Genomic DNA, 26,757 nt, shown 5'->3' on the forward strand with positions numbered 1-26,757 from the left:
TGCGAACAGCCAGCCCTCCCCCGCCACCTCCCCCGCCATCTCCCCCACAACCCCTCGTCCAAGATCACCGACCCCGCAACCTTCGCAGGTCGTCCTCGTAGTCCGCATCCCTCCCCCGGGTCTTCCCGCGTACATCCCCAGGATGACGCGGCCTCCTGTTTACATCCGGGGGGTGACGCACTCCCGCCCACCCGCCTTCTAGGTTCTTGCCATGACAACTCATCACGACACCGCAGGTCAGGTCGTCGTCCGCCTGGACCGCGTGCACAAGGAGTACGGCGACGCGAAGGCGCTCGACGGCCTCTCACTGAAGATCCGCAGGGGCGAGGCGGTCGCCGTGATGGGACCGTCCGGGTGCGGCAAGTCCACCCTCCTCAACATGGTGGCCGGCCTCGACCGGCCGACCACGGGCACCGTCGAGGTGCACCGCCAGGACCTTGGCAAGCTGAACGAGACCGGCCTCGCGCTGTACCGGCGCCGCGAAGTCGGCATGATCTTCCAGTTCTTCAACCTCATCGACGACCTGCCCGCCCTCGACAACGTCGCGCTCGCCGGCCAGCTCACCGGCGTCCCGGCCCGCCNNCGGCGGCGAACGCCAGCGCGTCGGCGTGGCCCGCGCCCTGATGAACCGTCCGGCCCTCCTGCTGGCCGATGAACCCACCGGGGCGCTCGACAGCCGCTCGGGCGAGCAGGTCATGGACCTGCTGATCGACCTCAACCAGATAGGCCAGACCCTGCTGATCGTGACCCACGACCCGCATCTCGCCACCCGGTGCGCCGGCCGGCTCGTCGAGATGGCCGACGGCCGCGTCGCCCGCGAACGCGCCCTGGACAACGGGCAGGACACCGACCCGCAGGGCACGGATCCGCAGGGCACCGACCCGCAGGCCACGCACCCGAAGGCCACCGACGCGCTGGAGCGTTCCGCGTGAGCGCCGTCTGGCGGGCCGCCCGCGCCGCCGTCGGGCGCCGCAAGGTCCAGACGTTCGTCATCGCCCTCGTCGTCCTCTGCTCCACCACCACCGTCCTGCTCGCGCTCGGCCTCCTCGCCGCCGCCTCGGGCCCCTTCGACAAGGCGTACTCCGCGCAGCGCGGCGCGCACACGGTCGCCACGTACGACACGGCCAAGGTCTCCGGGCCCCAACTCGCCGCGACCGCGCACCGCCCGGGCGTGGCGGCCGCCGCCGGACCCTTCGGCCAGGCCGTCGTCGACGTGCCCGGGGACTGGCTCTGGATGCCGCCCGGCCCCCTGACCGTGGTGGGCCGTGCCGATCCCGCGGGCCCGGTGGACCGCGTCGAAGTGCTGGTGGGGCGCTGGGCCGAGGCGCCCGGCGAGATCGTCGTCGACTGGGGCATCGACGGGGCTCCGTACGCCGATCTCCTCGGGACCAAGCTCGAGGTGCCCGGGGTTCCCACCCTCACGGTCGTCGGGTTCGCGACGAGCATGAGCAAGTCGGCCGCCGCCTGGGTGACGCCCGAGCAAGTGGCCGCGCTGCACCCGGCCTCCGCGCAGATGCTGTACCGGTTCACCGACTCGGCGACGGGCGCGCAGCTGCGCGACTCGCTGGCCCGGACCACGGCCGAGCTGCCCGCCGACTCGGTGACGGCCGCGCAGAACTACCTCACCCTCAAGAAAATCTTCTCCTCGCGGGCGGACGCCTATCTGCCCTTCATGGGCCTCTTCGGCGTCCTGGGGCTGCTGGTCTCCGCTCTGATCGTCGGGAACGTGGTCAGCGGCGCCGTCGTTTCCGGCGGCCGGCACATCGGCGTGCTCAAGGCCATCGGCTTCACGCCGAACCAGGTCGTCGCCGTCTACCTGACGATGGTCTCGGTCCCCGCCGTGGTGGGCTGCGTACTGGGCACCCTGCTCGGCAACGCTCTGGCCGGGGTCATCCTGCAGGTGGCCTTCTCCGGGATCGAGACCGGCCTGGCGGGCGTGGACTCCCTCTCCCCCTGGCTCAGCGCCGCCGCTCTGGCCGGCATGCCCGCCCTCGTCCTGCTGACCGCGCTGGTACCGGCCCTGCGGGCACACCGGCTGCCGGCCGCGCAGGCCATCAGCGCGGGCGGTGCGCCGCGCACCGGCCGCGGACTGCGCGTCCAGCGCGCGCTCGCCTCCTCCCGGCTGCCGCGCTCCGTCAGCCTGGGCCTCGGTCATCCGTTCGCCCGTCCCGGCCGCGCCTTCATGACCATGGCGGCCATCGTCCTCGGCGTCACCACGGTGACCCTGGCGACCGGTCTGACCAGCACGATGGTCGCGTACGCGAAGGCCGGACACGACACCGGCGGCCCCGGGGTCGCCGTCCACGCCGGCTCCGCCGACGGCCGGCCCGCGCAACCACTGCTCAGCGACGCGCAGATCGAGGAGCGGCTGCGGGCTCTGGGAGCACAGGAGGTACGGGCCCGGGGGCTGACGCAGGTGAGCCTGGTCGGGTACGCGCAGCCCGCCTTCGGGAGCTTCTACCGGGGGAGCCTGTCCGGGGCCCGGGCCATGTTCGTGGAAGGCCGGCCGCCCAGCGGTCCCGGCGAGATCTCGGCCGGTCCCGCCTTCCTGACCGAACGCGGACTCGCGGTCGGCGACCGGGTCACCCTGGAGGCCAACGGCAGACGGACGACCGCCACGATCGTCGGTGAGCTCATCGACAGCAACGCCCGCTCGCTGGAATCCACTTGGGAGACCCTCGACCTGCTCGCGCCGGGTACGCGCGCGGTCGACTACACCGTCCGGCTCGCCCCGGGCGCGGACGCCCGCGCGTACGCGGACGCCGTCGACGCGGCCGACCCGGGCCTGCGCGCGGAAGCGGGGGCCTCGGGCAACGCCGCCACCGCCACCGTGGTCGGATTCTCCTCGGTGTTCTCGGTACTGCTGACGCTGGTGGCCTCGCTCGGTGTCTTCAACACCGTGTTGCTGAACACTCGCGAACGCCGTCGCGACCTCGGCATGCTCAAGTCCATCGGCATGACACCGCGCCAGGTGGTCACGATGACGGTGACCTCGGTGACCGGGATCGGTCTGGTCGGCGGCCTGCTCGGGATCCCTCTCGGGATCCTCGCGCACCGTCTGGTCGTGGACAACGTCGGCATCGTCTCGTTCCCGGAGTCGATGAAGGACGTCTGGCACGCGCCGCAACTCACCGCGATGCTGCTGGCCGGGATCGCGATCGCCGTTCTGGGCGCGCTGCTCCCGGCCCGGTCGGCGGCCCGGATGACGATCGCCTCGGCCCTGCACACCGAGTAGCTCCCGGCGGCGGCCGGGGACGGCCGCCGGTCCGGCCTAGGCTTCGGACGCCTCGGGCGCTTCGGACACCTCGGACTCGACGCCCGGCTCGGCGCCCTCCGCCTCCGCCCCCGTCTCCGCCTCAACCTCCACGATGCGCCCGTCGCGCAGTTCCACCACCCGGTCCGCCAGCTCCATCAGGGCCGGGTCGTGGGTCGCCACCAGCGCCGTGACCCCTTCGCTGCGCACCACGGCGCGCAGCAGTCGCATGATCTGGCGTCCGGTGTCGGAGTCGAGCTGCCCGGTCGGTTCGTCCGCGATGATCAGGTCGGGCTCGTTCGCGAGGGCGCGGGCGACGGCGACCCGCTGCTGCTGCCCGCCGGAGAGCTCTCCGGGGCGCTGCTCGGTGTGGTCCGAGAGGCCGACGAGGGCGAGCAGCGTACGCGCGCGCTCCTCGCGCTGCTTGGCCGCGATCTTGCGCAGCCGCATCGGGACCCCGACGTTCTCGGCGGCGGTCAGGGCGGGGATCAGGCCGAAGGACTGGAAGACGAAGCCGATCCGGTCGCGGCGCAGCGCGAGGCGGCCCTCCTCGTCCAGATCGGCCAGGTCGGTTCCGTCGAGGGTGATGCTGCCCCCGGTGGGTGCGTCGAGGCCGCCGACCAGGTTCAGCAGGGTGGTCTTGCCGGATCCCGACCGCCCCTTGAGCGCGGTGAGTTCTCCCCGGCGGACCTCGAACGACACTCCGCGCAGCGCGTGGACGGCCTGCGGTCCGGTGCCGAAGCTGCGCCGCACGTCGTCCACGACCACCATCGGCCGCGTCGCGCCGGCGTCCTGCCGCGCCGACGTCTCAGGCGCCCGCGCACTCCGTGACTGCGCCCCCTGCGACTGCGCCCCTTGCGACTGCGACTCCTGCGACTGATGCGACTGATGCTGACGCTGCGTCATGCTGTGGTTCCCCCTGGGATTCTGTTCGGCCACCCGTCCCGCACCGGCCCGGCCTGCGGTGGGAGGGGCCGCCGGTGCGGACGCCGGTGCGACCACCGGATGTTGTCCGAAATCGCGCCCTTGCGTGCTCGCCCCCGTCGATTTGTTCATCCAATGCCCCTTTCACGCAAGTCCCTTCCGCTATCTGTTCGAATCTGGCAGCATCGTCCGCTATCCGGGATCACACGTCCGGTGCGGGGGAGGAACAGGCACATGCTCGGCTTCGTCGTGCGCCGACTGCGCGGGCGATTGCCCCTCGCGGCCGCCGTACTGCTCACCGTCCTGATCACCACGACCGTCCTGACCGCGCTCTTCGCGTTCACCGGGGGCGTGGGCGAGGCCGGCCTGCGCCAGGCCCTCCAGGGCCCCGGCCACGCGCGCAGCACCGTACTGGTCACCGGGGGTCATGCGACGGCCGACCGCGCCAAGGACGACGCGGCGGTACGGGGCTTCGCGCACGAGCTGTTCGGCCCGCTCCCCTCCACCACCGAGAGCGTGGCGCGCAGCCGGTCCTACGGGTTGCCCGGCCTGCACACCCGGGGCAGGGACGCCGACCTGACGCTGTTGGCGGCCTTCGCCAAGGAGCGCGTACGGCTCCTCGCGGGCACGTGGCCGCAGCCCGTGACCGGGTCGGTTTCCGGCCCGGGCAGTCGCGTCCCCGTGGCCGTCCCGAAGGCGGCGCTGGCCCGGCTCGGGCTGACCGAGGGCGCACTGCCGGCCGAGGTCCGCCTCGACGACCGGTACGGCGCCGGCTCGCCCCTGACGGTGCTGGTGACCGGCGTCTACGCGGCGAGCGACCCGGACGCCCCGTACTGGCGGCTCGACCCGCTGGGCGCCCGCGGCCTCCAGGTCGGCAGTTTCACCACGTACGGCCCGCTGCTCGCGGACGACTCGGCGTTCACCGTCGGCGGGCTCGCGCAGGACAGCCGCGCGGTGCTCCTCACCCCCGACTTCGCCACCGCCGACGTCGACGGGATCGAGGCGGTCCGGGCTCGGGCGACGAAGGCCGCCGAAGCGTTCCAGCGCAACTCCGGACTACATCCGGACACTCAACTCCCGCTGCTGCTTGGGGAGTTGCAGTCCGGTCTGACCGTGGCCCGGTCCACCCTGCTGGTCGGCGCCCTGCAACTCGCCGTCCTGGCCGGAGCCGCGCTGCTGCTCGTATCGCACCTGTTGACGGAGCGCCAGGAGAGCGAGCGGGTCCTGCTCACGGCCCGCGGCGCCTCCCGCCGCCGGCTCGGTGTCCTCACCGCGGCCCAGTCGCTGCTCCTCGCGCTGCCCGCCGCCGTCCTCGCGCCGCTGCTGGCCCTGCCGCTGCTCCGCCTGCTCGGCGGCTACGGCTCGCTGGCCCACGTCCCCTTCACCGTCTCCCTCCGCTGGCCGCTCTGGCCGGTCGCGGCGGGCTGCGCCCTCGGATGCGTCGCCCTGACCACCCTGCCCGTGGTCCTGCGCGGCGCCGCGGCCGCCGCCCTGCGGCGGACCGGCCGCCGCCAGGCGCTCGTCGCCGGCGCCACCCGCTCGGGCCTGGACCTGGCGCTGGTGGCACTGGCCGTGCTCGCCTACCAGCAGCTGTCCCGGTACGGCTCCAACGGGTCGGGTTCCGCGCCGCGTTCCGCCGCCCCCTCCGCCGATCCGTCCGGCGCCCTGTTCGGTGTGGACCCCGTGCTGGTCGCCGCCCCGACGCTGGCGCTGATCGCGGGCACCCTGCTGGTCCTGCGGCTGCTGCCGTTCGCGGCGCGCCTCGGCGCGCGGATCGCCTCCCGGGGCCGGGGTCTGGGTCCGGCGCTCGTGGGCTGGCAGCTCGCCCGGCGGCCGCGCCGCGCCACCGGGCCGGTGCTGCTGCTCGTCCTCGCCGTCTCCAGCGGGGTCCTCGCCCTCGGCCAGCACACCGCCTGGTCCGGATCCCAGCGCGACCAGGCCGGTTTCACCACGGCCGGCGGCCTGCTGATATCCGGCAGCGACCTGCCCCCGATGGGCCGCGGCGGCCGTTACGGGTCGCTGCCGGGCGGGGAACGGGTGATCCCGGTGCTCCGAACGAAGCAGGAGCTGCCGGGCGGGCGCACCGGTCAGGTGATGGCGATGGACGCGGCGGCCGTCGGCGAACGGGTCCCGCTGCGGTCCGACTTGCGGGACGGGCGCTCCCTGCGCGAGCTGTTCGCGCCGCTGGTCTCCGCGTCGGCGCGGGGGGCGTCCGCCGCCTCCGGCATCCCGCTGCCCGACAGCCCGCAGCGCGTCGATCTCGCCGTCGCCGTACGGGGTGTCGGCGCGGGCGGGCGGCCGGGTCTGGGCCTGATGCTGCGCGACCGATTCGGCATCACCTACCGGAGTCCGATGGTCCAGCTCCCCGAGGACGGCGAGGCCACCGTGTCGGTGGACCTCGGCTCGCTCGTCGGCGCCCCGCTCGGCTCGGCCGCCGCGCCGCTGCGCGTGGCCGGGTTCGTGTTCACGTACGACCGGGTGGGCTGGCGCCCCGGCACCGGCCCCCTGGCCACCCCTGATCCGGCCAAGATGTTCGACGAACTGACCGTACGGAGCCTCGCGGTCTCGCAGAGCCGCGACGGCACGGCGGCTGCGATCACCGTCTCCATCCCGGACTGGAAGCTCACGGTGCCGGCACTCAACAGCGGCGCCCCGGCCGCCGAGTCGCTCCCCGCCTCCGACGCGGGCGGCGTCCCGGCGCTGGCCCGGCTGCGCTACCGCGACGGCTCGCCCGAGGCCGGCGGCGTACTGGTCAGCCTGGCGCCGGAAGCCGCCGTGGAGTCCGAGGTCCCCGGGATCGCCACCCGGGCCTACCTGGCCGCGGTCGGGGGTGCCGTGGGTGATCTGGTGCCCGTCAAGCTGGGCGACGCCACCGTGCCGGTACGCGTCACCGCGGCGGTCGGCTCGCTGCCCGTCGCCGGAGACACCGCGATCGCCGTCGACCTGACCACGGCGAGCCGGGTACTGGCGGCCGGCGGCCGGGAGCTTCCGGCTCCCGGCGAGTGGTGGCTGCCGGCCGCCTCCGCCGACGACTCGGCGCCGGCCCGCGCCGCCGCCGAGCTGCGCTCCACGGCGGGCGTCCAGCAGGTGCGGCTGCGCGAGGAGGTGGCCCGAACCCTGCTGGACGATCCGCTCAGCGCGGGGCCGCAGGGAGCGCTCGCCGCCCTGGCGGTGGCCTGCGCGGTGCTGGCGGCGATCGGCTTCGCGGCCTCGGCCGCGGCGGCTTCCCGCGAACGGGCCCGGGAGTTCTCGGTGCTGCTGGCCCTCGGCGCACGCCGCCGCGACCTGGCCCGTACGGCCACGGCCGAGAGCTGCGTGCTCGTCGGCCTGGGCACCGTCGTCGGGCTGGGGCTGGGCGCCGTCATCGTTCATCTCGTGGTGCCGCTGATGGTGCTGACGCCGGCCGCCGGGCGGCCGATGCCGGAGGTGCTGGTGGACCTGCCCACGGCGCGGACCCTGCTGCTGGCCGCCGCCATCGCCGCGGTGCCGCTGCTGTCGGCGGTCGTCGGCGGCCTGCGCAACGGGAACACCTTGAAGACAGCCGACCGGCTGCGGCACATGGAGGAGATATGACCGGGCCGGCCGCGACGAACGCCGAGCGGCGCACCCCGGACGGCACGGAGCCTCCCGGGAACGCCCGGGGCGGGGCCCCCTCACGCGCGGTGCCCGCGCCCGCGCCCTGGGTGCGGACCCGGCTGCGCGCGACCCCGCTCGCCACCCTGCTCGGTGCGGCCCTGGCCTTCGTCGCCGTCCTGCTCTCCGCCGCCCTGCCGCGCGCCGAGGACCGGGGCGCCGACCAGGCTCTGCGGTCCTTCCTGGAGTCGCGCGGTCCGAGCCCGACCAGCCTGTGGGTCACCGCGCCTCCCCGCTTCGGGAACCAGACCCCCAAGGACCTGGACGAGGTGCTGGCCGCCCTCGTCTCCCGTACCGGTCCGCTCTTCGGCGTCGCTCCCAGCGGCCCCGTCCACGGCTCCTCGGCGGACGCCCGGGGACTCGCCAATCCCGGACTGGCCAGCCCCGACGGCGTACCTCCCCAGCTCTCGCTCTACCACCTGCGCGAGGCCGCCGGCCACGTCCGGCTCGTGGAGGGGCGCTGGCCCGGTGCCCCCGAGCCCGGCGGGCCGATCCCCATCGTGCTCTCGCAGAGCGCCGCACAGTCCATCGGCGCCCGGCTCGGGATGGTGCTGGAATCCACCGCGGGCTGGTCCGAACCGCTCAAGGCCGAGGTGGTCGGGCTCTACGCCGCGAACGACGAGGCCGACGTCTACTGGACCGATCTCGCCTGCCTGACCCACGCCTGCCTCTCCTCCACGGCTTCCCGCCCGCCGCGCAACTACTGGCAGACCGCGGGCCTCATCGGCCCGGACTCGCTGGACCGGCTCGGCGAATGGGGCCAAGGCAACGTCCGGGACTTCTGGCGGATCCCGGTCGACACCGGGAACCTGCGCGCCGATCAACTGCCCGACACTGCCGCGGAGATCGCGTCCTACATGGCCGGCCCGACCGCGTCCCGGCTGCGCGGGGAGACCCACCGTTCCGATCTGGAAGTCACCTCCGGCCTGCCCGAACTGTTCACACAGGCCAAGGCCCGGCGGCAGGCGGCCGCGCCGCTCGCCGCGATGGGTCCGGCCGGGGTGGCCGGGGTCGCGTTCGTCGTGTTCTGCCTGGCGGCCGCGCTCACCGGCGACCGGCGGGAGTCCGAACTGAGGCTGCTGCTGGCCCGCGGCGGCTCCCGCGCGGGCATCGTGCGCCGCCTGCTCGCGGAGAGCGCCGTCACGGTCCTGCCGGCCGCCGCGCTCGCGACGGCCCTCGCGGTGGCGCTGCTGCCGACCCCCCGCGTGGCGGGCACGGTGCTCGCCGCCTCGGCCGCCACGCTCGTGACCCTGCTGGCCTTCCCCGTACGGGCCGCCGTGCTGCTGTCGCCGCGGCGCGGGCCCGGTCCCCGGCGGCGCCTGGTCGCCGAGCTGCTCGTGCTCGCCGCCACCGCGGCCGCCGTGTTCGAGGTCCGCTCGCGCGGGATCTCCCCGGCCGGCTCCGGGGTCGACCCGCTGCTGGTCGCCGCCCCGCTGCTGCTCGCGCTTTGCGGCGGCCTGCTGCTGGCCCGGATCCAGCCCGCGCTGGTCGGAGCACTGGCCCGCGCGGCCGGGCGGGGCCCCGGGCTGGTCGGCTTCCTCGGGCTGGCACGCGCCGCGCGGGGCACCGGGGGCACCTCCCGCCCGTCCGTACTCCCGCTGGTGGCGCTGCTGCTGGCCGTCACCACGGGCGGCTTCGGCGCCACCGTGCTGACCTCGGTGAAGGACGTGCGGCACGAGGTGGTCCGCCAGGCGATCGGCGGCGACGCGCAGATCGCGGCGCCCAACGGCACCCTCCCCGCATCCCTGACGAAGGCGGCGGCCGCGCTGCCCGGCGTACGGTCGTCGGTGGACGTGTGGACCGACGACAACGCCTTCCTGGTCGGCACCAAGCGGGGCACCACCCAGGTCACCGTCGTGGTCGCGGACCCGGCGGCGTACGCGGAGCTGTCCCGGGCCGTCGGGCGCGGCCCGTTCGATCCGGCCGTGCTCGCGGGCGGCGCACCGGCGCCCTCGGGCACCTCGGCCGCGCCGGTGCCCGCGCTCGTCAGCGGGGACCTCGCCGCGGAGGACATCACCTCGTACCTGCTGCGCATGGACGCCGGCAACATCCAGGTGACCGTCGCCGGCGTGATCGACGGCACGCCCGCCCGGCCGGGCGCCAAGTCCACCACGGTGGTGGTACCGGCCGGGCCGGTCACGGCCGCCCTGCCCAAGCTGGGCCTCCCCGACCGCTGGTACGCGCTGGGCTCCTTCGACCAGCACCGGCTGGACGAGCTCGTGCGCGCAGCGGACCCGGCGGCGCCCGCCGGGTCCTACCGCGTCCGCACCGGTTCCGCCGAGGCCGCCGCACTGGGTTCCGACCCGCTCCAGCGGTCGGCCGAACGGCTGTTCTGGGCCGCCCTGGCCGGCGCGGCCGGCTTCGCGGTCCTGGCGGTCCTGCTGACCCTGGTCCGGGCGGCCCCCGACCGCGCGGCGCTGCTCGCCCGGCTGCGCACGATGGGCCTGCGCCCCCGGCAGGCGGTGCTGCTGATCCTCACGGAGTCGGTGCCCCTGGCGCTGGCCGCCGCGCTCGGCGGGGCCCTGGCGGCGGCGGGCGCCGTCGCCCTGCTGGGCCCCGCCGTGGACCTGTCCACGCTGGTCGGCGCCAAGGTGCCGACCGGCATTCGGCTCCTCGCGCGGCCCGTACTGGTCCAGGCGCTGGGCCTGACGGTCCTGGTCGCGGGGGCCGTGCTCGCGGAGGCGGCGATATCCGGCAGGCGACAGATCACTACCGAGTTGAGAGCGGGAGACCAGCGGTGAACCGAGTGGCCAACAGCGACCAGCCCACCTACGAGGAGCTGCGGCAGCAGGCCCTGGCCGCCGCCGAACCCCGCCGCGCCGGCGCGGACACCGCCATCTCCTGCGACCGCCTCGTGCGGATCTTCAGCACGGACGGCGTGGAGGTACAAGCCCTGCAGGGGCTGGAACTCGCGGTGCAGAAGGGTGACTTGATGGCCCTGGTCGGCGCGTCCGGCAGCGGGAAGTCCACGCTGCTGAACATCCTGGCGGGCCTGGACGTGCCCACGGCCGGATCCGCCAGCGTGGGCGGCTACGACCTGCTGGAGATGTCGGCGCGCGACCGGCTCCGCTACCGGCGCGAGGCGGTCGGCTTCGTCTGGCAGCAGACGGCCCGCAACCTGCTCCCCTTCCTGACGGCAGCTCAGAACATCGCGCTGCCCATGCAGTTGAAGGGCGCCAGGCGCGGAGCCGCCAAGCGTCACGCGGTCCGCACCGCGGAGCTCCTCGAAGCCCTGGAGATCGGCGAACTGGCGGGCCGCCGTCCCGCCGAGCTCTCCGGCGGCCAGCAGCAGCGCGTGGCCATCGCGGTGGCCATGGCCAACGACCCGGCGGTCCTGCTCGCCGACGAGCCGACCGGCGAGCTGGACTCCGAGACGGGCGGGGCGATCTTCGAGGCCTTCCGCACCGTCAACCGGGAGCTCGGCGCCACCGTGGTCATCGTGACCCACGACCCGCTCGTCGCGGGCGAGGTCCGCCGTACGGTGGCGATGCGCGACGGCCGTACGAGCAGCGAGGTGCTGCGCCGCACGGTCACCGACGAGCACGGCGCCGAATCCGTGAGCGAACGCGAGTACGTGATGCTGGACCGCACGGGCCGGGTGCAGCTCCCCCAGAAGTTCCTGGAGGCACTGGGCATGGAGCACCGGGTGGCGGTGGACCTCGCCGCGGACCACATCGAGCTGCGCCCCGACGACGCGTCCGGGGCGGCGCCGCAGGACACGGCGCCGGAGGCGACCGCGCGCTGACCGCCTCCCGGGAGCGACGGCCGGGGGCGGCGTTTCAGGGCACGCGCGCGGTTCCCTCTGCCGCCGGGCGCGTGCTCCGGCCCGCGCCGTGGGCCGACCGGTGAACCCGCTGTGCGCGTCACTTCCGTGGCCCGGGTGTCGTTAGGGGCTCGGGGTTGACTCGGGGGGCGAAGGGATGACGGAATGCGGCAGTTTCCTCTGGAGATGCACCACATGGCACCCGGCCGGGTCGTCGAGTGGCGGTTGCGGTCCACGGCGGCGGAAGCCGACGGCCCGGGCGGCGCGGCGGGCAGGAGGGCTTCCTTCAACCAGGACAAGCACTTCACGGTCGCCGAGGAGAGCCGCGCGGCCGACGATCCCGTCGCTTCGTGGATCGCCGTGACCTTCGAGGTCACGGGCGTGCTCGACGAGGACGCCCTGACGCGCTCGCTGCTCGCCTTCGTGCGCCGCCACGAGGTGCTGCGCTGCGAGTTCCGGCGCCTGGCCGGGGAGTTGGCCTGCGCGCCGATCCCCGCCGAAGAACTGCTCCTGGACACCGTGGAGGTGGCCTCCTTCGACCGCACCGAGGAGCTGACCGGGTTCCTCGTCGAGCGGTTCAAGCGGAGCATCGACACCCTGTCCTGGCCGCTGTTCACGATGGGCGCGGTGCTCCGCGAGGATTCCGCGACCGTCTACCTCGCCTTCGACCACATCGTCTGCGACGGAATGTCGATGCCGATCGTGGTCCAGGAGGTACAGAGCGGGTACGAGGCCCTGCGCCGCGGCGAGCAGCCCGACCCGGCACCCGCCCCGAGCTACCTCGACTTCGCCGAGGAGCAGCGCCGCAGCTACCTCTCCATCGACGTCGAGGACGAACGGCTCGACTACTGGAAGGAGTTCATCGCCCGTGGCGGCGAGTTCTTCCCGCGCTTCCCGCTCGAGCTCGGCGTCGAGCCGGGACAGATGTACTCGATCGTCAACGAGGCCTCGCCGCTGCTGGACGCCGCGGAGGCAGAGGTCTTCGAGAAGGCGTGTCTGGCCGTCGACGGCAAGCCGTTCATGGGTGTGCTGGCCGCCGTCGCCGTCTGCCTGCGCCAGGCCGGCGGGCCGGGCGTCTACCGGGGGTTCATGCCGGTGAGCGAGCGCGGCCGGGCCGCGTGGACGAACTCGGTGGGGTGGTTCGTCAACACCATGCCCATCGAGTTCGACGCCTCGCCCGGCCGGGACTTCGCGCAGGTCATGGCCTCGGTGCGGGCCGGTTTCACCGAGCTGATCGACCATGTCGACGTGCCGTTCGTGCGGGCCTGGGAGCTGCTGGCACCGCGGGAGTTCGCCGCCCGCTCCTGGCCGTACCCGGTGAACTTCTTCTCGTACATCGACATGCGCAAGTGCCCGGGCGCCGAGCGCCACGAGGACTGGCGGCCCACCTCCCACGTCTGGTCGGCCCAGGCCAACGGGGCCTGCTCCTGGTTCCAGCGGGACGCGGACGGGCTGCACATGAACTCGATCTACTCGGACACCCCGGCCGCCCGCCGCACCATGGACTGCTTCCTGGAGGCGCTGCGCGAGACGGTCCAGGAGATCGCCCGCCACGGCTCCTTCCGCCGGCCCATCGCGCTGACGGCGCCGCGCCGGCCGGTGGCGCGCACGCCGCTCGACGTGGCGGCGTTCGCGCGCCGCGGCTGAGCCGTCACACCTGAGCCGTCGCACCTGAGCCCGCAGCGCACCCGCGCCCGGGCCGGGCCCGGGTGCGGGGCCCCGGGGCTGCCCGGTCAGCCGTCCAGCCGGGCCGCTCGCCCGCGCAGCAGGTCCCGTTCCCGGGCGTTGCGGGTGAGCGAGGCGGCGCGTTCGAACTCCGCGCGGGCTTCCGTCCGGCGGCCGAGCCGCTCCAGCAGGTCTCCCCGTACGCTCGGCAGCAAGTGGTAGGCGCGCAGGGCCGGTTCCGCCGCCAGGGCGTCCACCAGCGGCAGCGCCGCCTCCGGGCCCTCGGCCATGGAGACGGCCACGGCCCGGTTGAGTTCGATCACCGGTGACGGGACGAGCAGGACGAGGCGGCCGTAGAGCGCGGCGATCGTCGGCCAGTCGGTTTCCTCGTACCGGAGCGCGTCGGCGTGACAGCCGGCGATGGCGGCCTGGAGGGAGTAGGGACCGGTGCCCGCGTGGTGCAGGGCCTCGACGCCGCGCCGGATCAGGAGGCGGTTCCACTTGGACCGGTTCTGGTCGGCGAGCAGCACCGGCTCGCCACCGGGGCCGGTGCGGGTGGCGATGCGGGAGGCCTGGAACTCCAGCAGCGCCGCCAGACCGTGCACCTCGGGCTCCTTGGGCATCAGGGCGGCCAGGACGCGGGCGAGGCGCAGGGCGTCCTCACAGAGGGCGGGACGGACCAGATCGTCCCCGGCGGTCGCCGAGTAGCCCTCGTTGAAGACGAGGTAGATGACCTCCAGCACGGAGGCGAGGCGCTGCTCCCGGTCGGCTCCGTACGGGACTTCGAAGGGCACCGACGCCTTCGCGAGGGCCCGCTTCGCCCGGACGATGCGCTGGGCGGTCGTCGGCTCGGAGGTGAGGAAGGCGCGGGCGATCTCCGGCGTCGTCAGCCCTCCCACCAGGCGCAGGGTGAGTGCGATCCGGGCCTCCGTGGGGAGCACGGGGTGGCAGGCGGTGAAGATCAGCCGCAGCAGGTCGTCGTCGATGCCCTCGGGGTCGGCGAGCTCGGCCGGTTCGGCGGGGGGCGCCTGGTCCTCCAGGGTGCGGCCGACCTCCGCCAGCTTGCGGGCGTAGGCCTCCTTGCGGCGGACGAGGTCGATCGCGCGGTGCTTGGCAGTGGCCATCAGCCAGGCGCCCGGCTTGTCCGGGACGCCCGACCGCGGCCACTGTTCCAGTGCGGCGACCAGCGCGTCCTGCGCGAGCTCTTCGGCGATGCCGACGTCACGCACGATTCGGGCCACACCCGCGATGATCCGGGCGGACTCGATCCTGAACACCGTTTCGACCGCTCGGGTCGTACTCACTGCCGTCACGGCCACCCATCAGAGCAGCCGGGACGGGGCAGGGCAAACGGGAGGGGCGCGGGTGGGACCCGGGTGGGACGCCAGGTGGGCGGTGGTTGGGGCGCTCAGCCCTCGGCGAGCTGACGCAGCTCGGCGCCGACCGTCCACTCCTCGGGGTGGATCTCCAGGAACCGCTTGGTCCACTCCAGCGCCTCGTCCTTGTCCTTGCACTGCATGAGGGCGTACCCGCCGACGACCTCCTTGGTCTCGGTGAAGGGGCCGTCGGTGTAGCTGAGCTTGCCGCCGGACCAGGTGACCCTCGTCCCCTCGGAGGTGGGGAGCAGGCCGGCCGTGTCGAGCATGACCCCTGCCTTCGTGATCTCCTCCATCAGCGCGCCCATGCGCTGCTCGAAGTCGGCGGGGAAGGGGGTGTCGGGGGTGAGGTTCTGCTCGTCGATACGGATCATCGAAAGGAAGCGCGGCATGGTGACTCCTCGGTCGGGAGGGCGGGGGCTTCCCCCGCCTCTCACCCCTGCGTCGAACGGAAGACGCCCGGATCGACAGCTCCCCGGAAATTCTTCAAAGAATCTTCCGGAACTGCCAACCGAAGGCGTCGGTCGCCTGCCCGGCGGCCCGCGCCGGTGGACGTACGCGAGCGGCGTGGCGGAGCTCGCGTCAGCGGCTGTCGCCCGTCCAGTCCCAGTGGGCGGGATCGTCCGCGCGGCGGCGGTAGTGGGCCCGCCCGCCCGGTCCGTAGCGCCCTATCTCCGTCGGGAGCCGCGCCTCCTCGGCGAGCTGCGCACCGCTCCAGCCCGTGACGTCGAGCAGCAGCCCGTCGAGCGGGCCGCCGACGAGCTCGCCGTAGTCGTGCCCCGCGAGCGGACCCGGGTCGGGGTCTTCGTGATCGGCGCCGTACACCCGGCGCCGGAGCATCCTGTCGTCCATGCCGTTCAGCTTCACAGACGGCACTGACAACGCCCGGCCCGCACGGCGGCGGGCGGCCGGAGCGCGGCTGCCGTCGGGCACGGGGGCGCCCAGCGCGGCCGAGCGGCGATGATGGGGGCCACCTTCCGGATCGCACGGCACACGAAGCGGAGCACCACCCATGGCACGTCTGGTACACCAGCCACTGGAGGACCAGGAGTTCGACTTCATCCTCGGCATGACGGACGGGCCGGTGCTCGCCTACTTCTGCGGGACCTGGCCGAAGGCCCTCACGGCCTGTCGCGCGATGGACGCGGTCGTCGCCGAGCTGGCCCAGGAGTACGGGACGCGGCTGACTGCGGTCCGCACGGACATCACCCGCTGCCCGGGGCAGACCAAGCGCTTCGAGGTGACCGGCGCCCCGACGGCGGTCCTGGTCAAGGACGGCGCGGCGGTGGCCACCCATGCCGGGCCGATGACGGCCGCGGAGTTCCGGGCCTTCCTGGATCCGCACCTCTGAGCGCCCCTCCCCCGCGTCCTCCTGAGCCCCGCTCCTTCCCGGCCCTCCGGTCACCAGCCCCGGCCCCGGCCGGTCACCCGCTACGCCGTCCAGGCGAAGGCAATCAATCTGGCCGAAAGTCACATGGATCGGATAGGTGCCTTAGGCATGTAATAGGTCACGGCGAAACGGAACCATCGCGTGCGAGGTGCTGTATGTCCCAGAAGACCGTTGCCTTCCCCCAGGACAGGACCTGTCCCTACCACCCGCCGGCGGCCTACGAGCCGCTGCGGACCGGGCGCCCGCTCTCGCGGGTCACCCTCTTCGACGGCCGCTCCGTGTGGGTGGTCTCCGGACACGCCGAGGCGCGTGCCCTGCTCTCCGACGGCCGGCTCTCCGCCGACCGCCAGAACGCCTCCTTCCCCATCCCCACCAAGCGGTTCAAGGGCCTCCAGAACCGCCGCACCGCCCTGCTCGGGCTCGACGACCCCGAGCACAACGTCCAGCGCCGGATGCTGATCCCGAGCTTCTCGCTGAAGCGGACCGCCGCCCTGCGGCCCCGCATCCAGGAGACGGTGGACCGGCTGATCGACGACATGGTCGCGGCCGGTCCGCGCGCGGAGCTGGTCGGCGCCTTCGCCCTGCCGGTGCCCTCGACGGTGATCTGCGCGCTGCTCGGAGTCCCGTACGAGGACCACGAGTTCTTCGAGGGCCAGTCGCGGCGGCTGCTGCGCGGCCCCGAACTCGCCGATGTGGAGGACGCCCGCGAGCAGCTGAACGGCTACCTGCGCGAGCTCATCGGGCACAAGCGCGAGAATCCCGGCGACGGGCTGCTCGACGAGCTGATCGCCCAGCGGCTGGAGACCGGGGAGACGGACGTCGAAGAACTGGTGGCGCTGGCCGCGATCCTGCTGATCGCGGGCCACGAGACCACGGCCAACATGATCTCGCTCGGTACGTTCACCCTGCTCAACCACCCCGAGCAGCTGGCCGAGCTGCGCGCCGATCCGACCCTGATGTCGGCGGCCGTGGAGGAGCTGATGCGGTTCCTGTCGATCGCGGACGGCATGCTGCGCGTGGCCACGCAGGACATCGAGATCGGCGGGGTCACCGTGCGCGCCGACGACGGGGTGATCTTCTCCACCTCCGTCATCAACCGCGACGGGGCCGTCTTCGACCAGCCCGACTCCCTGGACTGGCACCGGCCGGCCCGGCACCACCTGGCCTTCGGCTTCGGCATCCACCAGTGCCTGGGGCAGAACCTGGCCCGCGCCGAGATGGAGATCGCGCTCGGCACCCTCTTCGACCGGCTGCCGGGGCTGCGGCTGGCGGCCGAACCGGACCGGATCCCCTTCAAACCCGGGGACACCGTCCAGGGCATGATCGAGCTCCCGGTGGCGTGGTGAGCGGCGCGGCGAGCCCGCCCGGCCCCTCCGGCGGGGCCGCCCCGCCCGCGGCGGCGCGCGTCTCCATCGACACGGCCGTCTGCATCGGCGCCGGTCAATGCGCGCTGACGGCGCCCGGGGTCTTCACCCAGGACGACGACGGGTTCGGCGCAGTCCTGCCGGGCCGCGAGGACGGCGGCGGCAGCCCGCTGCTGCGGGAGGCCGCACGCGCCTGCCCGGTGGCGGCGGTCAGCGTCGAGGAGGCCCGGTAGCCCCCTTGGCGCCCGGGACCGGATCCGAGCAATGGGCGGCTAGACCTTCCGAGTCACTCGACGGGCCGGGCCGGCCCAGCCGGCTCGGTCGGCTCGGTCGGCTCAGCCAGCCCCTCGGCCCCCGGCAGCAGGGCGACCGCTTCCCGCTCCAGCGCCAGCGCCCCGTCCACCAGGTCCGCACACGCGTCGAAGAACGCCCGCCGCCCGTCGGCGTCCGCCCCGGGGTCGGCCGTACGGGCCAGCTCCGCGAGCCGCGACCACTGGCGCCCGGAATCCCGGAACAACTCCGCCGCCTCCGCGTGGCCGGCGAGGTCGAGGAAGTCCGCGTAGAGCGGGCGGGTGGCGCCCGGAGCGGTCCACTCCTCCTCGAGGCAGGAGTACAGCCGTCCCGTGCCGAGCGCGAAGGCCTCGGGGGTGGCGAAGCGGCGCTCCCAGCCGGTCTTGGTGCGGGTGTCGCGCAGCTGCGCGGCGAACTTCTCCATGCCGGTGAAGCCGAAGTTGACGTCGAAGTGGTTCCCGAGCACCGGCCCGGTGAGGCGGGAGACCGTGGCGGCGATGGCCGCGTCCAGGTCCGGCTCGCCGGCCGGCTTCCCGGTGGTCACCACCATCTGGTGGCGGCCCTTCTTGTGTCCGGACCAGGCGGCGCCGAACTCCTCGCGGCCGATCGCGTACGGGGTCTCGGCCCCGTCCTCGACGTAGAGCGTGTCGCCCTCGTAGCCGACGACGACCACCACGTACGGGTCGGCGGCGGCCAGCTCGGCCATCGCGGCGGGGCGGTGCCAGGGCAGCCCGGACCGGTTGACGGTGCAGAACACGGGGGCGCCGGCGTCGAGCGCGGCCTCCACCCGGTTCCAGCGGGGCTTGGCGCTGCGCGTGGCCTCGTACGGGATGCGCAGGCGGCCGAGGGCCACCTGCACCCAGGGGTCGGGGTGGGCCTGGGCGACGATCGTCGGCATCGGCGGGTGGCCGGCGTACTCGAAGACGAAGTACATGAAGCCGATCCCGCCCGCCAGGCCCGCGACCAGCGCCTCGTCGTGCACGCTGCCGAGCGCGTGCCGGATCAGCGAGGCCTCGCGGTGGCGTCCGGTGCCGAAGTCTTCATATACGAGCGCAGTCATGCCGTCAGGGTATCCGCGTCGCGAGCCACGGACCGCGACGGACCGCGTGATCGCCGCCGGGGTGTACGGGGCCGCGACCCCTGGTCAGGCGGCTCCCGCGCGCAAGCCGGTCTCGTCCATGACCCGGGTGACGGTGTCCTCCAGCGACTGCTCGGCCCCGACGATGCTCTCCCAGTCGCCGGACAGCAGGTCGAGCGGCCGGTACCACTCCCGCATCCGCTCCTCCCCGTACTCGGCGGCCTGGGGCTTGGCCGCGTGCCGCCGTAGGGTCTCCTCGAAGGGGACGTCGAGGTAGTAGAAGTGCGTCCGTCCCCGGTGCGCCCGGCGCAGGGCGTCGAGCATGGGGCCGTAGCGGTCCGCGTAGAGGATGCCCTCGACGATCACGTGGAAGCCGTGGTCCAGCGCGTAGCGCGCCACGCTCCCGATGAGCCCGATGTTCGCCCCGCCGGGGACGTCCTGCTCCCGCAGGACCACGCGCCGGAGGTTGTCCTGCCCCACGACCGCGATGCCGCGGCCGTGGCGGTCGCGGATGCCCTGCGCCACCGAGGACTTGCCCGAGGCGGAGTTGCCTCGCAGCACGATCAGCCGGGTGTCCGGCGTGCCCGTCATCATCCGGCCCACGCTACCGGTCCGGGCCGGACGTGCGTGAGCCCCGCCGGTAAGATCCGGCGGGGCTCACCTCACGGGCTGGGCTCGTGAAGCGGCGCTTAGAGGGCGACCACCTGCTCCGCCTGGGGACCCTTGGGGCCCTGGATGACGTCGTACTCGACCTTCGCGCCCTCAGCCAGCTCCTTGAAGCCGGCCGTCTGGATGGCGGAGAAATGCACGAACACGTCGGGGCCGCCGTCGTCCTGCTGGATGAAGCCGAAGCCCTTCTCCGAGTTGAACCACTTCACGGTGCCAGTTGCCATCTGTACTGATCCTTCACAACGTTCCACCGGCCGCACATGCGGCCGGTCCCGATCCTGCCCATTGATGCGCCCGAGCACACGCCGGGCGCGGCCAACCGGGGGGCCCGCGGTGATCCGAACCTTTGTCCGTTCCGTCCGCGAAACGAGGGATCGGCCCTTACGCGGCGCCATCCGCGGCGGGCAACGGCTCGGCGGACAGTGACACGGCAGGCAACGACGCGGCGGGCAGCGACGCGGCGGATCGAGGCCGAGGGGCCGCCGCGACCGCTCGCCGCGAGCCGCTGATCCGGCAGCCCAGGCAGTCGCGATGGCCGCCGTGCGCGTCGGTGTCCCGGACGCGCCAGTCCCACTGGTCGCGCGGGCGGGGGCCGCTCGGCTTGCCCCAGCCCGCGAGGTGCAGCAGCCAGGTGACGGCCCCCGCCGCGGCGATGACGCCGAGGCCGAGCCAGACGCCGGGGGCCCAGGCCGCGCAGAAGGCGGCTCCCGCTCCGGCGCAGCCCAGCAGGGCCAGGGCCGTTCCGGTCCAGCCCGCCACGGTGTGGCCGAGGTCGACATCGCCGTGAGCGCTCATGTTCTCCCCTGGTTCGGTCGTTTCAGTAGGCTCGGCTCGTGGAGGGATCTCTTACGGAGAAAGCCATTTACCTCACGAGCTAAGTAACTTAGATGCTAAGGAGTATCTGCGTGCAGGGCAAGCCCCGCCCCGCGGCGACGGTCCAGGAGGCGCTCTCGCGCATGGACCGGTACGTCGCCCTCGGCGTCATCGGCCAGCAGGAGGTGGCGCAGCTGCTGGGGCTGAACGTCACCGACCTGACCTGCCTCGGCCACATCCTGGGCGCCGAGGACACCCCTCTCAGTGCGGGCGACCTCGCCGAGCTCACGAAGCTCACCACGGGGGCCGTGACCGGGGTGCTCAACCGTCTGGAGCGCGCCGGATACGCGAGCCGCCGGCCCGACCCCGCCGACCGGCGCCGGGTACGGGTGGTCGCCGACCCGGAGGCCGCCGCCCGGGTCTTCGCCGTCTACGAACCCTTCTACGCGCGGCTCGGCGCGGTGTTCGCGGAGTACTCCCCCGAGGAGATCGCCGTCATCGCCGACTGGTTCGGCCGGGCGGCGGCCGAGGTCACCGCCCATCTCGACCGCGTGCGGGCAGGGGAGCTCGGGCCCCTGAAGCGGTAGCCCCGATGGTAAAATTTGTCTTTTGGCGCCGTGAACCGGCGCATGCGGCTGTGAAGGACGCGCGTCATGGACGTCGCCCTACCCGCCCCACACTTCGTCTCATACGTCTCGTCTTCGTACGTCTCACGGAAGGTTCTGCATGAAGAACCCGTCGGCTCATGGCCGCTTCGGCATCAAGGCCGGAGCCAAGGCAGGCCCGAAGGGCGGTGCGAAGGGCGGCGGGAAGACCCCGCGGACCCTCGGCCCCCAGGGCGAATACTCCATGCCCCGTACGACCACGCCGGCGCTGCCGCCGGTGGAGTCCTTCTCGGAGCTCGGCCTGCCCCCTGAGCTGGTGACGACGATGGCCGACCAGGGGGTGGCGACGCCGTTCCCCATCCAGGCGGCCACCCTGCCCAACTCGCTCGCGGGCCGCGACATCCTCGGCCGCGGACGCACCGGCTCGGGCAAAACGCTCGCCTTCGGCCTGGCCCTGCTCGCCCGCACCGCGGGACAGCAGGCGGATCCGAAGCGGCCGCTCGCGCTGATCCTCGTACCGACGCGCGAGCTGGCGCAGCAGGTGACCGAGGCCCTGACCCCGTACGCGCAGGCCCTGGAGCTGCGCATGGCCACGGTCGTCGGCGGCCTGTCGATCGGCAAGCAGACGGGTGCGCTGCGCACCGGCGCCGAGATCGTCGTGGCCACCCCGGGGCGCCTCAGCGACCTGATCGGGCGGCGCGACGTCCACCTCGAGCGCGTGAAGATCGTGGTCCTCGACGAGGCCGACCAGATGTGCGACATGGGCTTCATGCCGCAGGTCACCGAGATCCTCGATCAGGTGCACCACGCGGGCCAGCGGATGCTGTTCTCCGCCACCCTGGACCGCAATGTGGACCAGCTGGTGCAGCGCTACCTGAAGGACCCGGTCGGGCACTCCGTGGACCCGCAGTCGGCGTCGGTGTCCACGATGGACCACCACGTGCTGCACATCCACGCGGCCGACAAGGTCTCGGCCGCGACGGAGATCGCGGCGCGCGAGGGCCGGGTGCTGATGTTCCTGGACACCAAACACGGGGTCGACCAGTTCGTGAAGCACCTGCGGGCCATGGGCGTACGGGCGGAGGGACTGCACAGCGGGAAGTCCCAGCCGCAGCGCACCCGGACCCTGGGGCAGTTCAAGGACGGCCTGCTCAACGTCCTGGTCGCGACCAATGTCGCCGCGCGCGGCATCCACATCGAGGACCTCGACCTCGTCGTCAACGTGGACCCGCCCGCCGACAGCAAGGACTACCTCCACCGCGGCGGCCGCACGGCGCGGGCCGGCGAGGCCGGCAAGGTCGTCACCCTGGTCACCCCGAACCAGCGGCGCGACATGGTCCGGCTGATGGCCGACGCCAAGATCCGGCCGGCCATCACCCAGGTCCGCTCCGGCGAGGCCGCGCTGAGCCGCATCACCGGCGCGAAGGCCCCGTCCGGCGTGCCGCTGGCGGGCGCCGCCGCGACCGACGCCAAGGGCCGGCCCTCGGGCTCGGACCTCGGCTTCCGCGGGATCGGGACCCGGCCCGGCCGGCCCGGGAAGGGCAAGGAGTCCCGTAAGACCATCGAGGCCCGGCAGGCCGCCGAGGCCCGCGCGGCCGCACGGGTGCGGCGCGGCACGAAGTAACACGAAGTAACGAGCGTACGGCCGCGGTGCCGGCTCCCCGAGTGCGGGGAGCCGGCACCGCGTGCGTCGCGGCGGGGCCGGGCCGGGCCTGCGAGGGGCTCCGGGTCAGACGCGGTCCAGGAAGGTGCGAACGGTCCGCTTGAAGGCCTCGGCGTCGTCGAGCCAGGGGTAGTGGGCGGTGCCCGCCTGGACGACCACCTCGCAGTGGGGGAAGAGCGCGGCGACCTCGCGGGCCGCCTCGGGGCGCGGGCCGGTGTCCACGTCGCCCGCCACGAACAGCACGGGCGCCGCCAGCTCCGCGAGGGCGGCCCGCGCGGACTCGGGGTCGAAGGCGCCGTCGGCCGCGAAGAGCGGCGCGGCCTCGTCGTTGTACGCGTCGGCGCAGGAGGCGACGTGCTGCCGCGCGGCCGCGTCCCAACGGCCGTAGCTGAAGGGGACCATGGCGTCCCAGTCGGCCTCGGTGGCGGTGCCGCCCCAGACCGCCTCCCGCGCCTGGCGGGTGCTCTCGAACCAGGGCTCGCCGGCGCGCAGTTCCACGGCCGCCTTGCGGCCCGCCACCGGGAAGTCGACGCCCAGCGCCCGGGCGCGGGCCGTGACCAGCACCAGGGAGCGGATCCGCTCGGGGTACCGGGCCGCGTAGAGCAGGGCCAGGTCCCCGGACGCCGAGTGCGCGAGCAAGTCGATCCGCTCCAGGCCGAGATGGCGGCGCAGGGCCTCGACGTCCTCGATCTGCCGGTCGCAGCGGTACGTGCCCGGGTCGGCCGGGAGCGCGGAGTCGCCGGTGCCGCGCAGGTCGAGGACAACCAGCCGGCGGTGCTTCGACAGTCCCCCGAGGTCGCCGAGGTAGCTGGAGGCGCACATCGGGCCGCCGGGCAGGCAGAGCAGCGGCTCGCTCTCCCCGAAGACGTGGAAGGCGAGGTGGGTCCCGTCCGGGGCGGTGAAGGTGGTGGGCATGCCGCCATCCTCACCGGCGCTCCGGGCCCGCACAATCCCATTTCCCCGCAGGTCACGAGGCGGACGCACGCGTGCGCGGGGCCAACGCGCGCGGGCCGGCTCGGCCCCTGGCGCACACGTGCGGCGCAGACCTCTTCCGCGGCTCTCGGCCGACCGCTCAGGCGGCTCGCCGCAGGAGCCGCTGGGCCGCCGTGTTGCGTACGCGCCGGGTACGGGCCCCGGCCGCGAGCAGCCGCAGGGCATCGTCGGCGTGCAGGGACCGGGCGGCCGTGCGCTGACACCAGTCGGAAGCCGCGAGCAGCTCCGTCGGCGACCAGGTCTCGCCCCGGGTGATGGCCTTCAGCAGGATCCACTCCCGCAGCCGGCGGGCCGCGAAGGTGCGGCCGCCGATGGCTCCGCCCACGGCCCGCGCCCAGGCGGGGAAGGCCTCATCCGCCAGCAGCAGGGCCGCCCGCCGGTCCAGGTGCGTGACGACCGCGCTCTCGGCCATCACCGAGTCGGGGTCGCGCAGGACTGCGGCCACGGCCTCGGCCTCGGCGGGCTCACCGGAAACGGCGGCCAAGGACTCCAGATGCCGGGCGTAACGCCAGTGCTCCGGCGGCACGGTCGCCCCGGTCGTCCCTGTGTCCTGGTTCACCGGGCCACCCCCTGGCGCGTCTGGTACTCGCTTCTCCCCATACCGCCATTCCACACGATCGCGGTGAACGGCCGGTGGTCAGGGGTGGCCTCGAAGGGTTCCCGCAGGCCGCTCGCCCGGCCGTACGGTCAGGGTGAACGGCACCGGGCCGGGGCGCCGAGGGTCAGTGCTGCGGGCCGTGAGCCTCGTAGCCGCCGGATCCCTGTTCGTTCTCGTGTCCCTGCTCCGGCAGCGGGGCGCCGGTCTCCAGGAGGGTCTTGAGGCTGGACGCGAGCATCGGCCAGGCCCGGCCGCACATGCCGATGAGGATGCCGCCCGGTTCGAAGCCCTCGTGGAGGATGGTCAGTCGCGCGAGCGTGTCACCGACCGGCTCGATCTCGTACGTCACCTTCGTGCGCCGCTCGCGCGCCAGCTGGGCCCGCAGTTCCTCGGCGATGCCGACGGAGGCTGCCCACTGCGGGGTGAAGGTGTGCCAGGTGTACGAGAGCCGCCGGTTCGGGACGCACTCCAGCACCACCTGCTCCGGATCGCTGGTCCGCGCCCCGCGCTCCACCCAGTCCATCGTCGACCCCACCCGCCAGTCGGTCTCGAAGTCCAGACCCCAGTAGCGGCGGGTGAAGGCCGGCTCGGTCAGGGCCTGCCACACCCGTTCGGGGTCGGCCTGGACGTACACGGTGTAGGTGATCGCAGTCTCGCTCATCCCCCCATGCTGCGGGACCACGGGCCGCGGTGGGGGGATTGAGACGCGCAGCGCTCACCCGGCTCGGCCGCGCCGCGGGCGTGGACGTGGACGTGAACGTGCAGCGCGTACGGGAAGAGGCCCGGTCACCAGCGGCAGCCCTCCGGCGGGAGTTCCGTCAGCGGGGTGCGGGGCGGGGCCGGGAGGGCGAGGTGGGTGCGGGCGGCGTGGACGGCGGCGAGTTCCTCGTGGCCCGCCGGGCCCCAGTCGCTGAGTTCGCGGACCTGCTCGGGGGTGGCCAGCAGGCGGCCGTACGCCGGGTCCCGGGCCGGGGGCACGGACGTGAGCCGGGCCGCGGTGCGGGGGTGGGCCCCCTGGTCGGCGTGGCGGTGGCCGAGCGGGAGGTCGCCCGTGAGGGTGCCGGCCGCCGGGGACGGGAGGTGGGCCGTGCCCGTGGCGCGGGCCACGAGCAGCAGGACCCGCCCGTCGGGGGCGAAGAGCCAGCCCGCCGGTTCCCGTAGCGGCAGGTGCACGGGCACGGGATCCGGGCCGGGGTGCCAGGTGCCGTGCAGCCGCGCCCGACGGCTGCGCAGGACGCCGAGGCGGTCCAGGGCGGTGGGGTCGGTGGGGCGGCCGTCCTCCAGCAGGGCGGCGCCGCCGCCGTTGATCCGGGCGCGCAGGGCGGAGAGGGCGCGGCGGGCGTCGCCCGCGTCCATCAGGGCCGGCAGCTCGGCCGGTTCGACGAAGTGGATCGCGGTGATCTCCTGCTCGGGGAGCCGGACGGAGTCGATCCGCTCCCGGGTCCAGGTGCCGCCGTCGAAGACGTGCAGGATCTCGCCGGGGAAGCGCATCTCGGGCGGGAACCCGGGCGTGCCGGCGGGGATCCAGTCGACGGCGAGGCCGCGCGGGTAGCGGCCTTCGATGCCGAGTTCCTCGTACATCTCGCGGGCGGCCGCCGCGGCCGGCGCCTCGCCCGCGTCAACCGCGCCGCCGGGCAGCAGCCGGTCGGGGCGGTAGTCGACGCTCTGGACGAGGACGCGGCCGTCGGTGTCGGTGACCAGGACGACCGCCCCGGTCCAGAGCGCGGCGCGCGAGGCCCCGTACGCCTCGGGGGTCATCCAGGTGCCCGGCGCGGGGGCCGGGGCCGCGCCGGGGGCCGCGGCCGGGCGATCGGGTGTGCCCGGGCCCTCGCCCGGGCCCTCGCCCGCGTGCTCGGTCACGGCCTCGTCGGTCAGCTGCGGCATCGGACTCCGTTCACCGTGGGGCGTTCACCAGGGGTGGGGCCATGGGCGGGCGGGCAGGTGGGGGGACCGCCGCCTGTGCAACAGCCCCGACAGCCCTCGGGTTACGGAGATCAGCCCGGCTCCCTTTGCCACCCCTATATCTCCTTACTGGCTGGTTACGCGCTCCTTGCTACGTTCCCCGGGCGGGTCGGCGGCCTGAAAACCGCCGGCCCGACCAGGTCGCGAAGGGCAAGGCCAAGGCGGTGGCCCGTGCCCCGGTCAACGGCACCGCACTCGGCGTGGACGGCTCCGTCAACCTCCTGCGCTCCCCGTGTCCCCGCGCCCGGACCGCGCCGGGGTGCGGGCCAGGCCCGGCTGACTTCCCCGGGCCGACTCCCCCCGGCAGGTTCCTCGGGCCGACTCCCCCCGGCTGGTGCCCTCCTGTCGGTTTCCACCACTCGTGCGGGTGAGGGCGTGCGGGTGTCCGGGGGTTCGTGCGGCAGGGTGGGCGGATGGAGTCGCGCCGGGGACCGTGGGTGCCCCTGATCGTTGTCGCGCTGGCCATGACGGCCGGGTGCGTGACCGTACGGCCGGCCGAGCCGGGGCCGCCGGGGGCCGGAGCCGGGCCGGGACCGGTGTCGGCCGGAGTGCGGACCGTCGGGCCGCAACCGACCGTGGACGCGAAGCCGTTGGGGCGGCTGCCGGAGGTGGGCCCCGACCCGGCGGCGGAGCCCACCGGCGACCCGGCCTCGGCACCCGCGGCAGCGCCTCCTCCCGCGTCCGTGCCGGGCGCCGGGGAACGGTACGGGCCGGAGC

At 74.1% G+C, this 26,757-nt stretch carries 22 protein-coding genes and 2 pseudogenes; 12 read left to right on the forward strand and 12 right to left on the reverse strand.

Annotated features, from left to right (window positions below; all coding sequences use genetic code 11):
- The first annotated feature begins 211 nt into the window (after nt 1–211).
- Nucleotides 212–932, forward strand: a pseudogene (locus J7E97_RS12405) (ABC transporter ATP-binding protein).
- Nucleotides 929–3,235, forward strand: a complete 2,307-nt coding sequence (locus J7E97_RS12410; protein WP_215025830.1) for an FtsX-like permease family protein — start codon at nt 929–931, stop codon at nt 3,233–3,235. The pseudogene J7E97_RS12405 and the gene J7E97_RS12410 overlap by 4 nt, the downstream one beginning before the upstream one ends.
- A gap of 36 nt (nt 3,236–3,271) precedes the next feature.
- Here the strand turns inward: J7E97_RS12410 and J7E97_RS12415 are convergent, their stop codons facing one another.
- Nucleotides 3,272–4,024 (reverse strand): ABC transporter ATP-binding protein, encoded by a 753-nt coding sequence (locus tag J7E97_RS12415; protein ID WP_251054329.1) that lies wholly within the window; start codon nt 4,022–4,024, stop codon nt 3,272–3,274.
- A gap of 387 nt (nt 4,025–4,411) precedes the next feature.
- On the opposite strand from J7E97_RS12415, the gene J7E97_RS12420 reads away from it, so the two are divergent.
- The 4 genes from J7E97_RS12420 (at nt 4,412) to J7E97_RS12435 (ending at nt 13,220) form a co-directional block, all read left to right on the forward strand.
- Nucleotides 4,412–7,750: an FtsX-like permease family protein gene (locus tag J7E97_RS12420; protein WP_215025837.1), complete on the forward strand. Its 3,339-nt coding sequence runs from the start codon at nt 4,412–4,414 to the stop codon at nt 7,748–7,750.
- Nucleotides 7,747–10,551: a hypothetical protein gene (locus J7E97_RS12425; protein WP_215025840.1), complete on the forward strand. Its 2,805-nt coding sequence runs from the start codon at nt 7,747–7,749 to the stop codon at nt 10,549–10,551. The genes J7E97_RS12420 and J7E97_RS12425 overlap by 4 nt, the downstream gene beginning before the upstream one ends.
- Nucleotides 10,548–11,555: an ABC transporter ATP-binding protein gene (locus tag J7E97_RS12430; protein WP_374224142.1), complete on the forward strand. Its 1,008-nt coding sequence runs from the start codon at nt 10,548–10,550 to the stop codon at nt 11,553–11,555. The genes J7E97_RS12425 and J7E97_RS12430 overlap by 4 nt, the downstream gene beginning before the upstream one ends.
- Before the next feature lie 183 nt (nt 11,556–11,738).
- Nucleotides 11,739–13,220 (forward strand): condensation domain-containing protein, encoded by a 1,482-nt coding sequence (locus tag J7E97_RS12435; protein ID WP_215025843.1) that lies wholly within the window; start codon nt 11,739–11,741, stop codon nt 13,218–13,220.
- Between the two features lie 86 nt (nt 13,221–13,306).
- Here the strand turns inward: J7E97_RS12435 and J7E97_RS12440 are convergent, their stop codons facing one another.
- The 3 genes from J7E97_RS12440 to J7E97_RS12450 form a co-directional block, all read right to left on the reverse strand.
- Nucleotides 13,307–14,542, reverse strand: coding sequence for an RNA polymerase sigma factor (locus J7E97_RS12440; RefSeq protein WP_215025847.1), 1,236 nt, complete (start codon nt 14,540–14,542; stop codon nt 13,307–13,309).
- A gap of 104 nt (nt 14,543–14,646) precedes the next feature.
- Nucleotides 14,647–15,006, reverse strand: coding sequence for a YciI family protein (locus J7E97_RS12445; RefSeq protein WP_215025850.1), 360 nt, complete (start codon nt 15,004–15,006; stop codon nt 14,647–14,649).
- Between the two features lie 190 nt (nt 15,007–15,196).
- Nucleotides 15,197–15,466 carry a hypothetical protein gene (locus J7E97_RS12450; protein ID WP_215025853.1) on the reverse strand — a complete coding sequence of 90 codons (270 nt, stop codon included), beginning with the start codon at nt 15,464–15,466 and terminating at the stop codon, nt 15,197–15,199.
- Nucleotides 15,467–15,626: 160 nt separating this feature from the next.
- On the opposite strand from J7E97_RS12450, the gene J7E97_RS12455 reads away from it, so the two are divergent.
- From J7E97_RS12455 to J7E97_RS12465, 3 genes are all read left to right on the forward strand, one after another.
- The gene (locus J7E97_RS12455) at nt 15,627–15,965 is read left to right on the forward strand and encodes a co-chaperone YbbN (protein WP_215025856.1); all 339 of its coding nucleotides are present in this window, start codon (nt 15,627–15,629) and stop codon (nt 15,963–15,965) included.
- Nucleotides 15,966–16,159: 194 nt separating this feature from the next.
- Nucleotides 16,160–17,350, forward strand: coding sequence for a cytochrome P450 (locus tag J7E97_RS12460; protein WP_215025859.1), 1,191 nt, complete (start codon nt 16,160–16,162; stop codon nt 17,348–17,350).
- Nucleotides 17,351–17,415: 65 nt separating this feature from the next.
- Nucleotides 17,416–17,601 (forward strand): ferredoxin, encoded by a 186-nt coding sequence (locus J7E97_RS12465; protein ID WP_215025902.1) that lies wholly within the window; start codon nt 17,416–17,418, stop codon nt 17,599–17,601.
- Between the two features lie 53 nt (nt 17,602–17,654).
- On the opposite strand, the gene J7E97_RS12470 is transcribed toward J7E97_RS12465, so the two are convergent.
- The 4 genes from J7E97_RS12470 to J7E97_RS12485 all read right to left on the reverse strand — a co-directional run bounded on the left by J7E97_RS12470 (nt 17,655) and on the right by J7E97_RS12485 (nt 20,201).
- The gene (locus J7E97_RS12470; protein ID WP_215025862.1) at nt 17,655–18,719 is read right to left on the reverse strand and encodes a DUF4872 domain-containing protein; all 1,065 of its coding nucleotides are present in this window, start codon (nt 18,717–18,719) and stop codon (nt 17,655–17,657) included.
- 84 nt (nt 18,720–18,803) lie between these two features.
- A complete protein-coding gene (locus J7E97_RS12475; RefSeq protein WP_215025905.1) occupies nt 18,804–19,328 on the reverse strand; it encodes an AAA family ATPase in 525 nt (174 codons plus the stop codon).
- 98 nt (nt 19,329–19,426) lie between these two features.
- On the reverse strand, nt 19,427–19,630 hold the full coding sequence (locus tag J7E97_RS12480; protein ID WP_215025864.1) for a cold-shock protein: 204 nt from the start codon (nt 19,628–19,630) through the stop codon (nt 19,427–19,429).
- 157 nt (nt 19,631–19,787) lie between these two features.
- Nucleotides 19,788–20,201 carry an HGxxPAAW family protein gene (locus J7E97_RS12485; protein WP_215025867.1) on the reverse strand — a complete coding sequence of 138 codons (414 nt, stop codon included), beginning with the start codon at nt 20,199–20,201 and terminating at the stop codon, nt 19,788–19,790.
- A gap of 110 nt (nt 20,202–20,311) precedes the next feature.
- On the opposite strand from J7E97_RS12485, the gene J7E97_RS12490 reads away from it, so the two are divergent.
- Nucleotides 20,312–20,806 (forward strand): MarR family transcriptional regulator, encoded by a 495-nt coding sequence (locus J7E97_RS12490; RefSeq protein WP_215025870.1) that lies wholly within the window; start codon nt 20,312–20,314, stop codon nt 20,804–20,806.
- A 139-nt stretch (nt 20,807–20,945) separates the two neighbouring features.
- Nucleotides 20,946–22,448 (forward strand): DEAD/DEAH box helicase, encoded by a 1,503-nt coding sequence (locus tag J7E97_RS12495; RefSeq protein ID WP_215025873.1) that lies wholly within the window; start codon nt 20,946–20,948, stop codon nt 22,446–22,448.
- A gap of 105 nt (nt 22,449–22,553) precedes the next feature.
- Here J7E97_RS12495 and J7E97_RS12500 read toward each other — a convergent pair whose 3' ends face one another.
- The 4 genes from J7E97_RS12500 to J7E97_RS12515 all read right to left on the reverse strand — a co-directional run bounded on the left by J7E97_RS12500 (nt 22,554) and on the right by J7E97_RS12515 (nt 25,962).
- Complete coding sequence (locus tag J7E97_RS12500) at nt 22,554–23,402, reverse strand: alpha/beta fold hydrolase (protein WP_215025876.1); 849 nt, start codon at nt 23,400–23,402, stop codon at nt 22,554–22,556.
- 157 nt (nt 23,403–23,559) lie between these two features.
- A complete protein-coding gene (locus tag J7E97_RS12505) occupies nt 23,560–24,039 on the reverse strand; it encodes a hypothetical protein (protein ID WP_308346478.1) in 480 nt (159 codons plus the stop codon).
- A gap of 163 nt (nt 24,040–24,202) precedes the next feature.
- Entirely contained in the window at nt 24,203–24,739 is a 537-nt protein-coding gene (locus J7E97_RS12510; RefSeq protein WP_215025879.1) for an SRPBCC family protein, read from the reverse strand.
- Between the two features lie 125 nt (nt 24,740–24,864).
- Complete coding sequence (locus tag J7E97_RS12515; RefSeq protein WP_251054333.1) at nt 24,865–25,962, reverse strand: NUDIX domain-containing protein; 1,098 nt, start codon at nt 25,960–25,962, stop codon at nt 24,865–24,867.
- Nucleotides 25,963–26,477: 515 nt separating this feature from the next.
- Between J7E97_RS12515 and J7E97_RS12520 the strand changes: the two are divergent.
- Nucleotides 26,478–26,757: pseudogene (locus tag J7E97_RS12520) on the forward strand (hypothetical protein); the annotation flags it as partial.

Origin of the sequence: Streptomyces sp. ISL-66 (assembly GCF_018614135.1) — a bacterium.
GTDB lineage: Bacteria > Actinomycetota > Actinomycetes > Streptomycetales > Streptomycetaceae > Streptomyces.

Excerpts from the sequence above, each read along its gene's own strand:
- J7E97_RS12450 (WP_215025853.1), bottom strand. The coding sequence starts at position 15,466 with ATGGACGACAGGATGCTCCGGCGCCGGGTGTACGGCGCCGATCACGAA.
- J7E97_RS12500 (WP_215025876.1), bottom strand. The coding sequence starts at position 23,402 with ATGCCCACCACCTTCACCGCCCCGGACGGGACCCACCTCGCCTTCCAC.
- J7E97_RS12480 (WP_215025864.1), bottom strand. The coding sequence starts at position 19,630 with ATGGCAACTGGCACCGTGAAGTGGTTCAACTCGGAGAAGGGCTTCGGC.
- J7E97_RS12445 (WP_215025850.1), bottom strand. The coding sequence starts at position 15,006 with ATGCCGCGCTTCCTTTCGATGATCCGTATCGACGAGCAGAACCTCACC.
- J7E97_RS12460 (WP_215025859.1), top strand. The coding sequence starts at position 16,160 with ATGTCCCAGAAGACCGTTGCCTTCCCCCAGGACAGGACCTGTCCCTAC.
- J7E97_RS12455 (WP_215025856.1), top strand. The coding sequence starts at position 15,627 with ATGGCACGTCTGGTACACCAGCCACTGGAGGACCAGGAGTTCGACTTC.
- J7E97_RS12510 (WP_215025879.1), bottom strand. The coding sequence starts at position 24,739 with ATGAGCGAGACTGCGATCACCTACACCGTGTACGTCCAGGCCGACCCC.
- J7E97_RS12485 (WP_215025867.1), bottom strand. The coding sequence starts at position 20,201 with ATGAGCGCTCACGGCGATGTCGACCTCGGCCACACCGTGGCGGGCTGG.
- J7E97_RS12420 (WP_215025837.1), top strand. The coding sequence starts at position 4,412 with ATGCTCGGCTTCGTCGTGCGCCGACTGCGCGGGCGATTGCCCCTCGCG.
- J7E97_RS12425 (WP_215025840.1), top strand. The coding sequence starts at position 7,747 with ATGACCGGGCCGGCCGCGACGAACGCCGAGCGGCGCACCCCGGACGGC.
- J7E97_RS12435 (WP_215025843.1), top strand. The coding sequence starts at position 11,739 with ATGCGGCAGTTTCCTCTGGAGATGCACCACATGGCACCCGGCCGGGTC.
- J7E97_RS12475 (WP_215025905.1), bottom strand. The coding sequence starts at position 19,328 with ATGACGGGCACGCCGGACACCCGGCTGATCGTGCTGCGAGGCAACTCC.
- J7E97_RS12415 (WP_251054329.1), bottom strand. The coding sequence starts at position 4,024 with ATGGTGGTCGTGGACGACGTGCGGCGCAGCTTCGGCACCGGACCGCAG.
- J7E97_RS12515 (WP_251054333.1), bottom strand. The coding sequence starts at position 25,962 with ATGCCGCAGCTGACCGACGAGGCCGTGACCGAGCACGCGGGCGAGGGC.
- J7E97_RS12470 (WP_215025862.1), bottom strand. The coding sequence starts at position 18,719 with ATGACTGCGCTCGTATATGAAGACTTCGGCACCGGACGCCACCGCGAG.
- J7E97_RS12495 (WP_215025873.1), top strand. The coding sequence starts at position 20,946 with ATGAAGAACCCGTCGGCTCATGGCCGCTTCGGCATCAAGGCCGGAGCC.